At 38.3% G+C, this 14042-nt stretch carries 16 protein-coding genes; 2 read left to right on the top strand and 14 right to left on the bottom strand.

Going from position 1 to position 14042, the window contains the following annotated elements; translation table 11 throughout:
- Positions 1 to 12 precede the first annotated feature (12 nt).
- The 7 genes from atpG to R3F25_05510 are packed head-to-tail and all read right to left on the bottom strand — an operon-like array spanning position 13 to position 5156.
- Complete coding sequence (atpG, locus tag R3F25_05540) at positions 13 to 873, bottom strand: F0F1 ATP synthase subunit gamma (protein MEZ5496278.1); 861 nt, start codon at positions 871 to 873, stop codon at positions 13 to 15.
- A 48-nt stretch (positions 874 to 921) separates the two neighbouring features.
- Positions 922 to 2469, bottom strand: a complete 1548-nt coding sequence (gene atpA, locus R3F25_05535) for a F0F1 ATP synthase subunit alpha (GenBank protein ID MEZ5496277.1) — start codon at positions 2467 to 2469, stop codon at positions 922 to 924.
- Positions 2470 to 2524: 55 nt separating this feature from the next.
- Positions 2525 to 3052 (bottom strand): F0F1 ATP synthase subunit delta, encoded by a 528-nt coding sequence (locus R3F25_05530; protein MEZ5496276.1) that lies wholly within the window; start codon positions 3050 to 3052, stop codon positions 2525 to 2527.
- 1 nt (position 3053) lies between these two features.
- Positions 3054 to 3524 carry a F0F1 ATP synthase subunit B gene (locus R3F25_05525; GenBank protein MEZ5496275.1) on the bottom strand — a complete coding sequence of 157 codons (471 nt, stop codon included), beginning with the start codon at positions 3522 to 3524 and terminating at the stop codon, positions 3054 to 3056.
- 49 nt (positions 3525 to 3573) lie between these two features.
- Positions 3574 to 3852 carry a F0F1 ATP synthase subunit C gene (atpE, locus tag R3F25_05520; protein MEZ5496274.1) on the bottom strand — a complete coding sequence of 93 codons (279 nt, stop codon included), beginning with the start codon at positions 3850 to 3852 and terminating at the stop codon, positions 3574 to 3576.
- A 59-nt stretch (positions 3853 to 3911) separates the two neighbouring features.
- On the bottom strand, positions 3912 to 4763 hold the full coding sequence (atpB, locus tag R3F25_05515; GenBank protein MEZ5496273.1) for a F0F1 ATP synthase subunit A: 852 nt from the start codon (positions 4761 to 4763) through the stop codon (positions 3912 to 3914).
- Between the two features lie 12 nt (positions 4764 to 4775).
- On the bottom strand, positions 4776 to 5156 hold the full coding sequence (locus R3F25_05510) for an ATP synthase subunit I (protein MEZ5496272.1): 381 nt from the start codon (positions 5154 to 5156) through the stop codon (positions 4776 to 4778).
- Between the two features lie 250 nt (positions 5157 to 5406).
- Here R3F25_05510 and R3F25_05505 point away from each other — a divergent pair, with 250 nt between their 5' ends.
- Positions 5407 to 6597: a hypothetical protein gene (locus R3F25_05505; GenBank protein ID MEZ5496271.1), complete on the top strand. Its 1191-nt coding sequence runs from the start codon at positions 5407 to 5409 to the stop codon at positions 6595 to 6597.
- A gap of 54 nt (positions 6598 to 6651) precedes the next feature.
- Here the strand turns inward: R3F25_05505 and R3F25_05500 are convergent, their stop codons facing one another.
- From R3F25_05500 to R3F25_05475, 6 genes are all read right to left on the bottom strand, one after another.
- Complete coding sequence (locus tag R3F25_05500; GenBank protein MEZ5496270.1) at positions 6652 to 7275, bottom strand: rhomboid family intramembrane serine protease; 624 nt, start codon at positions 7273 to 7275, stop codon at positions 6652 to 6654.
- The gene (locus R3F25_05495) at positions 7268 to 7744 is read right to left on the bottom strand and encodes a histidine phosphatase family protein (protein MEZ5496269.1); all 477 of its coding nucleotides are present in this window, start codon (positions 7742 to 7744) and stop codon (positions 7268 to 7270) included. The genes R3F25_05500 and R3F25_05495 overlap by 8 nt, the downstream gene beginning before the upstream one ends.
- Position 7745: 1 nt before the next feature.
- Positions 7746 to 8690, bottom strand: coding sequence for a hypothetical protein (locus R3F25_05490; protein MEZ5496268.1), 945 nt, complete (start codon positions 8688 to 8690; stop codon positions 7746 to 7748).
- A 113-nt stretch (positions 8691 to 8803) separates the two neighbouring features.
- Positions 8804 to 10006, bottom strand: a complete 1203-nt coding sequence (locus R3F25_05485) for an anion permease (GenBank protein ID MEZ5496267.1) — start codon at positions 10004 to 10006, stop codon at positions 8804 to 8806.
- A 66-nt stretch (positions 10007 to 10072) separates the two neighbouring features.
- Positions 10073 to 10750 carry a TIGR00153 family protein gene (locus R3F25_05480; protein ID MEZ5496266.1) on the bottom strand — a complete coding sequence of 226 codons (678 nt, stop codon included), beginning with the start codon at positions 10748 to 10750 and terminating at the stop codon, positions 10073 to 10075.
- Between the two features lie 147 nt (positions 10751 to 10897).
- The gene (locus R3F25_05475; protein MEZ5496265.1) at positions 10898 to 11470 is read right to left on the bottom strand and encodes a TIGR00730 family Rossman fold protein; all 573 of its coding nucleotides are present in this window, start codon (positions 11468 to 11470) and stop codon (positions 10898 to 10900) included.
- A 155-nt stretch (positions 11471 to 11625) separates the two neighbouring features.
- On the opposite strand from R3F25_05475, the gene R3F25_05470 reads away from it, so the two are divergent.
- Positions 11626 to 12507, top strand: coding sequence for a hypothetical protein (locus tag R3F25_05470; protein ID MEZ5496264.1), 882 nt, complete (start codon positions 11626 to 11628; stop codon positions 12505 to 12507).
- On the opposite strand, the gene R3F25_05465 is transcribed toward R3F25_05470, so the two are convergent.
- A complete protein-coding gene (locus R3F25_05465; GenBank protein ID MEZ5496263.1) occupies positions 12496 to 13989 on the bottom strand; it encodes an exopolyphosphatase in 1494 nt (497 codons plus the stop codon). The genes R3F25_05470 and R3F25_05465 overlap by 12 nt on opposite strands.
- Between the last annotated feature and the right edge of the window lie 53 nt (positions 13990 to 14042).

Genomic DNA, 14042 nt, shown 5'->3' with positions numbered 1-14042 from the left:
AATCCTCAATACTTAAACTGCGGCGGCTCCGCCAACAATCTCTGAAATTTCTTGTGTAATGGCAGCTTGACGTGCCTTGTTATATACTAGTCGCAAGTCTTTAATCAGCTCACTCGCATTATCTGTGGCGTTTTTCATCGCTATCATTCTTGCAGCATGTTCGCTAGCTAAGTTTTCCAAAATCCCCTGAAACACCAATGATTCAACATAACGACCTAATACGAACTCTAAAACATCTTGTGCTTCCGGCTCATAGAGGTAGTCAAAGTTGTTTTTGACTCCATCATCATCTGTTGCTTCAAGTGGCAAAAGTTGCTGAACTGTTGGCTTTTGAACAATCGAATTAACAAAGTCATTAAATACTAAATTTATGCGATCAATTTTTTCTTCTGTGAACAAATCCAACATAACCTTAACAACGCCAACCAGTTTAGTTAACTCAGGGTTGTCTCCCAATGAGCTAATGCTCGCTTTCAGCGAAACATCAACACTTTTGAAAAAAGTTGATGCCTTGTTACCAATTGTCACAGCGTCTATATCAACACCTTTATCTTTCCATTGTTTCATATCAGCAACGGTTTTTTTGAAAAGGTTTGTATTCAAGCCACCACAAAGACCTCTGTCGGTAGAGATAATAATGTAACCAATTCTTTTAACTTCACGCTCTTTCATGAAAGGGTGTCTGTATTCAGGAGAAGCATGAGCCATATGCCCGATGATTTTTTTCATCTGTGTTGCATAAGGTCTTGCCTCCATCATTTGGTCTTTGGCTCGTTTAATTTTACTTGCCGAAACCATTTCAAGTGCTGAAGTCACCTTTTTGGTGGACTGAACACTTTTAATTTTGGTTACAATTTCACTTCCGACTGCCATATTACTTGCTCTTTAAATCAATTTTTACTTTTTAAAGTAACCTTCTTTCTACCATGTACCAGTTTTTTTGAACCCTTCAATTCCGGCTTTGATAGTTCCTTCAACTTCATCATTATAATCGCCGGATGCACTGAGTTTATTCATAAACTCTTCTTGAGATCCATTCATGTGATCTAACAACGCCGATTCAAAATCTCCGATTTTGTTGAGCTCGATGTCATCCATGTAACCTTTATCGACCGCATACAAAGTGACTGCCATCTCTGCAACACTCATAGGAGAGTATTGTGCTTGCTTCATCAATTCTGTTACTTTTTGACCACGCTCAAGCTGTCTTCTGGTCACTTCATCCAAATCTGAAGCAAACTGAGCAAACGCTGCCAACTCACGATATTGAGCCAGTGCTAAACGAACACCACCACCTAATTTCTTAATTACTTTAGTTTGGGCTGCACCACCAACACGTGACACAGAAAGACCCGCATTAATCGCCGGACGAATACCAGCATTAAATAAATCAGTTTCCAAGAAAATTTGTCCGTCAGTAATCGAAATTACGTTTGTTGGTACGAATGCTGATACGTCACCGGCTTGGGTTTCAATGATTGGCAATGCCGTCAATGAACCTGTTTGACCTTTAACTTCACCCTTTGTGAATTCTTCAACGTAATCCGCATTCACACGAGCCGCTCTCTCTAATAATCTTGAGTGCAAGTAGAAAACATCACCAGGATAAGCCTCACGTCCAGGAGGTCTTTTCAACAACAGGGAAACTTGTCTGTAAGCCCATGCTTGTTTTGTCAAATCATCATAAACAATCAAAGCATCCTGACCGCGGTCACGGAAGTACTCACCCATCGCACAACCGGCATAAGGAGCAATATATTGCATCGCAGCTGAATCAGAAGCTGTGGCCGCAACAATAATTGTGTGATCCATCGCACCAAACTCTTCCAGTTTACGAACAATCGCTGTTACTGATGAGCGTTTTTGACCAATCGCAACGTAAATACAGGTAACACCTTTTCCTTTTTGATTAATAATCGCATCAATTGCAACTGCTGTTTTACCGGTTTGTCGATCACCAATAATCAACTCACGTTGTCCTCTTCCGATTGGAACCATAGAGTCAATAGACTTCAAGCCCGTTTGAACAGGTTGGTCAACTGATTGACGCTCAATAACACCCGGAGCAATACGCTCCACTGGTGATGTTTCTTTAGCTTCAATCGGACCATTTCCGTCAATTGGATTACCCAAAGCATCCACAACACGTCCAACCAATTCAGGTCCAACCGGCACTTCAAGAATTTTACCGGTACATTTCGCTTTATCGCCTTCTGAGATGTTTGTGTAATCACCCATGATGACCACACCCACTGAATCACGCTCAAGGTTCAACGCCAATGCATAAGTGTTATTAGGTAATTCAATCATCTCACCTTGCATTACATCTGCAAGTCCGTGAATTCTGGCAATACCGTCTGATACAGAAACAACTGTACCTTCTGTTCTTGCTTCTGATTGTACTTTGAAATTCTTAATGCGCTCTTTAATCAGTTCGCTAATTTCTGATGGATTCAATGTCGTTTGCATTGTATGTCCTCTTTGCAATTAAGAGTGGCTTGTTTCCACTCGTGATTATCTTAAATTAATTCAACAATTCTGTTTTCAGCTTTTCTAATTTGGCTTTTAAAGAACCATCAATCACCAAATCACCCGCAACCACTCTTGCGCCACTCAATAATGAAGCATCAATGTGCTGAGTCACTTTAACGGTTTTTCCGGTTCTTTTTGATAGAGATGCGGTTATCGCCTCAACCTGTTCTTTGCTGATTTCTTCTGCTGTATAAACATCGGCACTCAATGTTTTAGCATCATTTTCACTGATAGTTTTAAAAACACTGACAACATCGGGTAATAACACCAATCTGTTGTTGTCTGCCAGCAACTGGATAAAGTTTTTATAACCCTCATCTGCGCCAGAACCAGATAGCATATCAACCAAACTTGCTAAATCTTTGTTTGGTGATGAAAAAGCATCAATAACCTCATCAACAGAAGCCAATCCTGCCGAAACGGATAATTGTTTCAACCAAGACTCAACCAAGCCTTCTCCTTTTGCGTAATCAAAAGCTGCTTTAGCATAAGGTCTTGCCAGAGTAATGAGTTCAGCCATGTTATATCTCTTTTACCAAATCATTCAATAAATCGGCGTGAACTTTTGAGTCAACTTCTTTGTTTAACAGTTTTTCAGTTCCGGCCAATGCCAAAGCTGAAACTTGTTTTCTCAAATTTTCTTTTGCACGATTTGCCTCTTGCTCAATCTCAGCAACTGCGGCAGCCATTTGACGGTCTTTTTCTGCCAAAGCTTCCGCTTTTGCCTGATCTTTTATCTTGGTTGCCATTTTGTTGGCTGATTCCCTAACTGTACTCGCCTGATCTTTTGCTTCATTCAGAATGCTTTCCGCTTCTTCTTGAGCCTTTTTCAATTCAGCTTCTGCTTTATTGGTTGCAGCCAAACCGTCTGCAATCTGCTTTTCGCGCTCTTCCATCGCACCAAGAATGATCGGCCAGATGTATTTCATTGTTATTAAAACAACAACAAAGAAAACAACCATTTGAATTAGTAGTGTGACATTTATACTCATTGCGATACTCCTAAATAAATCTAATTAACAACTTTGCTATAGATTTATATTAGCTTGCAGTTAAAGGCCCCAAAAACGGGTTAGCAAACGTGAAGAACAGTGCCAAACCAATACCAATCATTGAGATTGCATCTAGCAAACCAGCGATTAAGAACATTTTTCCTTGTAGCATTGGTGCCAATTCTGGTTGTCTGGCAGACGATTCTAATAGTTTACCACCTAATATTGCAAAACCAATTGCTGTTCCTAATGCAGCCATGCCGATTATCATTGCTACTGCGATTACTGTCATACCTTGAATGTCAGCGATTAATGCCATGTTTTCCATCGTTTTCTCCGATTATATTATTTTGACGAAATTAAAAAAGTTAAATGATTAAATTTTTACTAGTGTCCAGTATCATGAGACTGAGCCAGATATACCACACTCAACATCATGAAAATAAACGCTTGTAATGTAATAATTATTATATGAAACAATGTCCATATTAAACCTAGGATGAATTGTGCAACTACCATTATAACCCCGCCAAATGATAACAACTGCTCAAGCCCATACCCTAAAGTAAACACAGCGATTAACATAAAAATCAACTCGCCTGCATATAAATTTCCAAACAAACGCAAACCAAGAGATATTGGCTTTGCGACTGTTTCAACTGTATTTAGTAACATGTTGGGTATAAACAAAACTATTTTTCCAACAATGTTTTTTGATTCAAAAGGGTGGCCAAAGTATTCTCTTGCATATCCACCAAGTCCTTTTTTAGTAAAATTATAGAACATTACTAACAATATAACTGCTGAAGACATGCCAAGTGTAATATTTGGATCCGTAGAGGGAACTACCCGCATATATTCTATCCCAACAACCTGACCTGTTGCCGGTAACAAATCAACTGGAACTAAGTCCATGAAATTCATTAGGAAGACCCATATAAATATACTTAAAGCCAATGGCGCAACCACTTTGCTTTTATAATGAAACAAATCTTTGACTTGTTCATTAACAAAACCAACCACCATCTCTACAAAGTTTTGTGTTTTAGAAGGGACACCTGACTTAACTTTTTTGGCAACCATGCCAAAAAACAATAGGTAAACAACTGCCGTTATTAATGTATAGACCAAACTATCCATGTGTATTGACCAAAATGACGAACCTTCCACTAATTCTAGTGTATTGTTCTTAAGGTGGTGTTCTATATAACCGCCAATATCGCTTGCGCCATCACTCATTATTTATACTCTTCACCTAAATAACATTAACAATGCTAAAATAAATACTATTAAAGTAGCAAAAAACCCCACAATCACTGAGAGAAAAGGAAGTGCTAATTCAGCAAAAGCCAAGTAAAACAATATTGCAACCACAAGGAATTTTATTGCTTCTGCTTTAAATATTCTTCCGGTAGTTAATTGCCCTGAACGAATTCCAAATCCAAAAACCATTCCGGCAAATACCAGACTTCCAACCACACCCACTAAAGACCCGTACAACCCTGCGATTGCTGATGTGAAATCAGAAACAACAAACAAAATTGCAAAAACAATCAGACCTACCAGCAACTGCCAAATCGGTATGAGAAAAACCTTCTTTTTGACCTGCGTGAAAGATAAATTATCACTCATACTATTGGTTTTTTCTCTCATGAAAAACCGGATTCATTTTACTTCCGATTTTTAGCCCCTGTTAAAAGCGGGTGAATTATATAGGTTTAGAGGATACAAAGCAACATTAGCAGATAATAATATAATGAAATAGCCACTAAATAGTCCCAACCTTTGTATCACTCTTATCTTTTACAAGTTGATGACATTCAGTTAAAATTCATTCTCCATAAACTATAATCTCAATACTTTAAGATATTGTTATATGATCATGAAAAGAATCCTCTCCATTCTAGCTATCATTTTTATGCTACAAGGCTGTGTCTCAGACTATTATCGTTACAGTGATTACGATGATATTTACTATGAAGACGACTACTACGGATACGATGATTATTACGGTTATGATGACTATTATTCATACAATTACTATCCCGATCGTTGGGGTGTCAACTACAGCAATGTCTATTACAGCCCATATCGTTATCCGAGAGTCGGCTTTTATAACCATTACTACTATAGCCCTTATAGCTACTGGGGAAGTTATTCTCCGTGGGGATATGTTTCCTACAATGATTATTATGGATGGAGTTTTGGAATCGACTATTTTTGGAATTCTTTTTGGGATTCTCCGAGCAGAAGACATCACAATCATTACTACAATCCTTATAACAGCTATTACTATTCCAGTTATTGGGATAACTACTGGAGAAGCTATCGCAACGACAGACACATCTCAGCTCGCTCAGAAGTGGCTCGTATAGCTGCAAGAAACAATCATGGCTATAGCAATAGATACACCAACAACCCAAGACACACATACAGAAGCACCGAACCTAACAGTCGTGTAAGTGTGAATAACCGTGTTTCACCAAACACGCCCAGACCCAACAGCAGGCAAAGAACAACTGAGGGATACTCCAGCCAAAGACAACCGACAACTCGCCAACCTTTCACAGAGTCAAATAACCGATATAACAACAACCGATATCAAAACTCTTCGAATTCACAGACATCGTACAGGGGCAATACAAGCAATAGGCCATATACACAAAACCAACCTCGCCCACAGGAGCAAATGCGCCAAAATTCAAGTACAAGCTACAATCAGGTCAGAGAAATTCGCAGGGGTAGTAGTTACTCTAATAACCACAGAACCATAAACAATCAACAGAACCAAGGTAGTTATAACAGAAACATACAAACTAAACCTCAGATTAGCAATCGCCCTGTTGTAAAACCAACTTACAGAAGCACAATATCAACTCCTCAGAATCAAGGACAAAGAGTTCAACCGTCCTCACCAAATCAATCGAAACCAGTTGTGAATGACAATAGCAAACCTGCTGTCAGGCCAACACGATCAAACACGGATCGCTCATCCAGTCGAAATAACAAACCCTCATCATCAGAGAGAAACTCTTCTTCAAGAGCTCGTTCTGAAATTAAGGGAATAAGATAGTTTCAATGTGAACGTTATTTGGAATTCTAAACGAACTCTTCGGGGTTCGTTTTTTTATCTGTGAAATGGTGGTTTTTTTCGCCAATACTGAATCAACAAAAACCCACTCAGCGCTCCGCCTAAATGGGCAAAGTGCGCGATACCATCGTTTCTTGATGTTAGAATATTGAGCAATAATAGCACCCCATATCCAATAACCAAATATTTAGCCTTTACCGGCATCGGTGGTAAAAGTAAAAAGATTTCGCGTTCCGGCCACATCATTCCATAAGCCAACAACAAGCCAAATACCAAACCTGAAATTCCTATTACATTCGCATTAACAAATATCATGTGAGTGATTGCAGCACCAACAATACAAACAAATACAAAAGTTAAATATCTTTTAGCTCCCCAGTATCGCTCAATCTGAGAACCAAACATCCACAATGCTAAACCATTGAAAAGCAAATGGGCAAAATTACCATGCAAAAAAGCATAACTAATCAATTGAACCGGGTTAAATCCGTAATTAAAACTTTGTAATACGAAAAAATATAAATTCACCACATGTTGCAGAATGAAAACCACAATGATAGAAATTAACAAATAACGGGTAACCACCGGTATATTTCTTAAGTGATAGTTGAAATTGTTTTTGGCGTTTCGTAAAAATCTTTCGATTTGATATTTATTCATTGCTGTGAAAAGCGATTAGTTCAGCTGGATAAATAATGCCATCTTCTTTAATTTCAAGAGAGACAACCGCACAGTCCGATGGGCTCATATAGATTCTTTGTCCAGAAAGGTGGGTGACTAATTCGCTCAATGTAGGATTGTGCCCAACCAATAACAATGTTTCAAATGGCGAGTTCTCAACTTGTTTGAGCCACTCTCCGGAATACGTTGAATAGAGTTCTTTTTTTGTCTCAACACAATCAATCACGCAATGGCTGCAAATTATTTTTGCAGTTTGCGAGGTTCTCTCCGCAGCCGAACATATACAAGCTTGTATTTTTTGTGACAAGTTTTCTGAAAAGCTTTTTATAAAATCGGCAGTTTGTTTCACTGCTTGAATTCCTTTTTCTGTTAAAGTCCTGGCAAAGTCTGTTTCCGCATGTGAGTTTGCATACCCATGTCTGACTACAAAAATGGTTTTTCTTATCATTTTAAGCTAACGATTTAACCAAGGAAACATATCGCTTTACCACCTCGTCATTAGTTAAGGTATTATCAAGCTGCTTGATTTTCTGACTAATTTGTTTGACCAGAGGTGCATTTTTCTCTTTACCCATTTCAAATGCCAATCCGCAAAGTTTAGAGTCAAACTTCTGTAGTTCAAAGAAAAATTGCTCCTGTTGTTCGCCAAAAAATTTTCTGGCACTAATCATTGATGGAGATACATTTTGAATTTCATTGTAAACATTGATACTGGATCGGGCATAATCTTTCAGATCCGCAGCAACATTCGCAGTATCAATGTCACAAGCAATATATGCCAATTCTATATCTGTATCAGAAAATTCAGTATTATCAACCAGAAGATATTTCAACAGTTTTCCATTATAAATATTGCCTCTGTTGTCTTCGCTACGTCCAAATGTACTACCGTGAATCATGAGTTTGAGTACATTTCTATGTTCTTTTGTTATTAAATCTTTTGTATCATATTTTTCCAAAAGTCTTAATAATTCCTGAAAACTAGCTTGCTCATTTGAACCGACGCAATCACTCACATTTGGAGTCTCGGATTGTCTTAAATCATGGCAACTGACAAAAAGAGACAATAATGTCCAACCATAATCTGGAATTTCTGAACCCTCTTGCAATGCTGAGATTTTTATAAGGCGTTTGAATAGGTCATCAATATGCTTTTCGCTATGATAACTTCTAGGATTAAGGCTTAAAGAGCCATTTCGTAATGCCATTCTAGCATAAGCAATAGTGACAATTTTTTTTGTCAATTTTCGTACATGTTTGTCACCAACTCTTGGTTCATACCACTGATACCACAATCGTAACGAATTATCCGTGGCAGTCGCCTGATCATGCAATAATGCCTCAGCCTGAGCCATTGAGGCAATTCTTTCCTCTATCAAATCAGGTGGAAACATTGTTGAAATAGTCGGCTTTTAAAATCATAGCCAACTATTTTAACTTGCGATAATAATTATGCAAGCAAAGAAAGACTCCTGCAACGAATGCACAGGAGTCCTTACGGTTCATTTTATCCGAAAATGGATTTAAAGATGAAGAAGAAAATAATCGACAATACAGCACCGGCTGGAATTGTTATCAACCAAGATGCAAAAATTCCTCGAACAACTGTCAGATTAATTGCACTAATTCCTTTCGCTAAACCGACACCCAGAACGGCTCCAACCAAAGTGTGAGTTGTTGAAATTGGCATTCCTGTTGATGATGCCACAACAATCGTCATTGAAGCACCCAACTCTGCAGCAAATCCCCTTGAAGGAGTCAGATGGGTGATTTTTTTACCAACAGTGGCAATCACTTTTCTACCATAAGTAGCCAGACCGATAACGATACCGATACCACCAACCAGCAATATCCATGAATCCAATGCTGATTTCCCTGTAATCATTCCGGTTTTTGCTGTTGATACAACCGCTGCAAGAGGACCTACCGCATTAGCCACATCATTTGAGCCATGTGCAAACGCCAAACCACTCGCGGTAATGACCATGAGTACTGCGAAAACTTTTTCTACAGTGTAAAAGTGGAAATCTTTTTCTTTCTTCTTGTTGGGTTGAATTTTACTAATGAAAATTGCACCGATTACAGCCACTACCACGCCAATCAATGCTGCATAGAGATAGGCTTCTTGTGAACTAAAACTAATATCTGAAACGTGTTTCAAACCCTTTTTGATTGTTACTAATGTCATAAAAAAAGCTGTTAAAAAGATATAAAACGGCACATATCTTTTTGCTTTTGTTAAAGGATCATCAGTACGAAGAATCAAAACCTGAACGCTTTGGAATAACAAGAAAGCAATAACTCCGGAAGTAAGTGGAGAGACTACCCAGCTCATTACAATACTTCCCACCTGACCCCAATTCACAGCATCCATTCCGACGCCAATTGCGGCAAAACCTACAACTGCTCCGACGATTGAGTGAGTTGTAGAAACCGGCCAACCTTTTTTGGACGCAATCAACAACCAGATACCGGCCGCCAGTAATGATGCCAGCATTCCGTATATTAATAGCTCAGGTGCCCCTTCAAAAGTTGCTGAGTCAACAATTCCTTTACGAATGGTTGATGTTACTTCTCCGCCGGCAAGAACTGCTCCGCCAAATTCAAAAATTGCCGCAATAATAATTGCTGTTTTAATACTAATTGCTTTTGAACCAACTGAAGTTGCCATCGCATTTGCAACATCGTTTGCTCCAATACCCCAGGCCATAAAAAGCCCAAAAACACCTGCAAGGGTGATAAAAACAGTTTGATAATCCACAATATTTCCTCTTGATTACTTCGCCAATAAGATTTCTAAGCGACGACCCACTCTTTCCGATTGATCAGCGATTCCGCCAACCTTGTCAATTAATTTGTATAAAAACATAACTTCAACTGCATCCAACTGCTTTTCAATTTTAAATAAAGCTTGTTGCACAGAGTCTTGTTTGTTATCTGTTTCTGTTTCGAGCACATCAAGTTTATCAATCAACTTTTGAACGAGGTCGACTTCTGCACCTCTGAAACCAGTTTCATACAACTCATCCAATTCATTGACACTTTTACGTGCTGATTTCGCTGCATTCACACAAAGCTCAACAAACTCCATAAACTCATCAAAGAATTCTGCGGGAATCTGGATTTTTCTTTGTTTGACCATAGCGGATATGCTTTTAGACAAATTAGCAATTCGATCTTGTACCAAAACGAGCTCAAGCAAATCTTGTCTCGGAACCGGCATAAAAAGACTTTTCGGAAGATTGGAGCGAATTTTCAATTTTTGCTCATCCGCCTCATTTTCTAATTTGCGAATCTCTGCATTGATAGATTCAACTTTGCTCCAGTCATTCAAATTGGCAGCACGAAATAAATCCGGCAATAACTCAGCACTTTTATAAGCTGTTTTTATATGCCCCTGAATTGGAAAAACAGGTGATTTTCCCAACATTTCAGAAATAATATTTTTGACCATTGTTTCTCTCGATAAAATGAATAGTTCATTTTACCTCAAAACGACCTTCAGGCATTTTTATTTGGAAACAATAATTTCGAGACTTATTACAAATATAACAAATACTTCAATTTTGTAACATAAATGTCATATTTGATTTTAGAAAGCCTATACAAACCATTTATCAGGCAGTTGAGGAGGTTGATATTCTGACAAATAATCAATCACATCCAACACATTTTCTGAAACATGATAAAGCTGTCGGTATTCCGGTTTCGCAAACTGTTCTGAATAAATATGATCAAACATATCGAGCAATTTATCGTAATATCCTCTGATATTAAGAAACACAATCGGTTTATTATGATAGCCAAGTTGCTTCAAGGTCAAAACTTCAAACATTTCTTCAAAAGTTCCAAAACCACCGGGCAAGCCCAGAAAAGCATCAGCCCTGTCATCCATAATGGCTTTTCTTTCCCTCATTCCTGTTGTAATAATGAGCTCGTCATCAATATCGTTAACAACATTATCTAAATTGAGAGCTTCAGGGACCACGCCCAGAGTTTTACCACCGTGTTGTTTGACACTACGGGCAACTTCTCCCATCAATCCAACCATTCCTCCGCCATAAACCAATTGAAAACTTTTCTCAGCCATCGCTTTTCCAAGCATTCTCGCAGCCTCGAAGTAGTCTTGGTGAATGATATTGCTGGACGAACAATAAACGGCTAATGATTTCATAATATTCGAATTTGAAAAAAAGAGCATTATAACAACATTTTTACAATCGAAAAACTTTACCAATAACTCATTGATATACAAAGAATCAACAGATAAACCTTGAAGTCTAATCATAAGACCTTAGAATTGGTGTTCTGTTTGTATCTATTAACCACATGAAATTATTTGTTTTATTTTACTCCCTGTTAACAGCACTCATTGTCAACTCTCAGGAGCAAACTAACGTTTCTTCACAAGTCGAAAATGATAAAACTCAGTTTTTACGAATTCAGTATAATGAAAACAATGCCCCTCAGTATCTACAATTGGCTAATGTGAGATACGCTCCAGCCAACAATTACCCCTCAAATGTTTATGTGGACTTAATCAGTGCTGTTCATGTTGGTGATAAGTCATATTATGAGTCTCTCAACTCCTTATTTAAAAACTATGATGCTGTGCTCTATGAATTAGTAGCTCCTGAGGGTACAAAAGTTAGCGATAAAAGTGCAGGTGAGGGCAAAAGCATGTTGTCAGCGCTTCAGCATGGTATGAAAAATGTTCTTGGTTTGACTTTTCAGCTGGATGAGGTGGATTATGATGCTGAAAACTTTGTCCATGCAGACATTTCACCGGACGATTTTGTCAAAAGCATGGATGAAAAAGGAGAATCGTTTTTATCCATGTTTTTGCGTATGTGGCTAGTTGGTATGCAACAGCAAGCGACAAACCCAAATGCAATTAACGATATGGATTTGATATTTGCCATGTTTTCAAACAACAGAGAAGCTAAGCTAAAGCAATTAGTGGCTGTTCAGTTTATTGAGATGGATCCGGTAATGAATGCTCTAGAGGGCAAGGAAGGCTCAACCATTCTAACAACAAGAAACCTGAAAGCATTAAAAGTATTAAGAGAACAATTGGATAAAGGCCATAAAAAGCTCGCTATTTTCTATGGCGCTGCACACATGCCTGAAATGGAAGAACTGCTTATTACCGACTTTAATTTCAAACCGGTGAAAACTGACTGGGTTAATGCATGGGACTTAACTGAATAATTTATAATTTATATTCAGTGCTTTCATATAATTTATTTCAGCATACATATCTTCTTGGGTGAGAGGATGTTCCTCCAGCCAGTTTTGGTTGAAATAGACGGAAACATTCTTGTTATCTATTTCAATTCTCTCGAGTCCAAACTCAATTTCAACACGGGAACGATTCAATAAAACCGCCAAACGAAACAGTACTATCAAAGGAATCACTTTTTCTTTTTGCTCTCGTGAAAGTCTCTGTAACCACTCTGTCTTAATTTTTCGTCTTTGTGATGCAATAATTGCTGCCAGTTTATCTTGTTCGTGTTGAGCAAATCCCGGCATATCCGCATGATTCAAAATATATGCAGCATGTTCTTCAAAGTGCGAATGGGATATTTTCAGACCAAGCTCATGGAGTTTTGTCGCCCACCTTAACAATCTTTTTTGTTTGTCGCTTAACTTTAGATTAAGGATATCTAGCATTTTATTCAAGCTCGCTCGCACAAGCTCAGATTGAAAGATATTAACCTCAAACTGTTTGCATAACTTTTCGATTGTTCTTTTGCGAATATCATTGTGATTGAGGCGACCACTCAAATCATAAATCAAACCTTCTCGCAAGGCTCCGTTACAACCAATCATACGCTTGATGTCCAAAGCATCAAATAAACCCTTGATAATTGCCAATCCACCAATAAACACCGGCATTCGTTGCAGACTTAATCCTTTTATTCGACTTAGTTTCTTAATACTTCCAAGTTGCAAGCATTTTTCAATCAACTGATTTAAACTTTGCGGATCAATTCCCTCATTTGTTAGTCCATTCTCTGTAAGAACACTCACAGTCGCTCTCAGAGTTCCTGACGCGCCAACTGCCAAGTCCCAACCCAATTGTTTATACTCCAAAGCAATCGGAACTACCTGTCTGTGAGCATGCAACACAGCCTTATTCCAGTTTTCAGGCGTAATTAAACCATCAGAAAAAAATTTGTTGGTATAGCTCACACATCCCATGTGTAAACTTTCTCGTAATATCGGAGTAAAATCATTGCCAATAATTAACTCTGTCGAACCACCACCAATGTCAATCACCAATCGATTGTGTTCATCATTTTGAATACTATGAGCCACGCCCAGATACAAAATTCTTGCTTCTTCACGGCCTGAGATCACCTCAATAGACTTGCCCAAAGCTTTTTGAGCTCTTTTCATAAAAACCTTGGCATTTTTTGCCAATCGAAGTGTGTTCGTTCCGACAATCCGAACATGTGATTTGGGAATGTGTTTTATTCTTTGACCAATTTTTCGCAGTGATTGGATGGCAAACTTCATTTTCTCTTCACTAAGATTCCCTTTGGCATCCAAACCGTCAGCCAACCGAACCATATCCTTATGACTATCAATAACATGCATCTGGTTATCAATCATCTCAGCTACAATCATATGAAAGGAGTTGGAACCCAAATCCACAGCTGCGTAATAATTTTTTAATTGTTCAGACATTTTTTAAAAACTGATATGCTATTTTCCCGAGTCCCTACATTATAGCCAATTTC

It is taken from the genome of Gammaproteobacteria bacterium (assembly GCA_041395445.1).
Classification (GTDB): Bacteria; Pseudomonadota; Gammaproteobacteria; order Xanthomonadales; family Marinicellaceae; genus NORP309.
The sequence above is the reverse complement of the archived record's forward strand: the minus strand, read 5'-3'. Positions and strand labels throughout refer to the sequence as shown.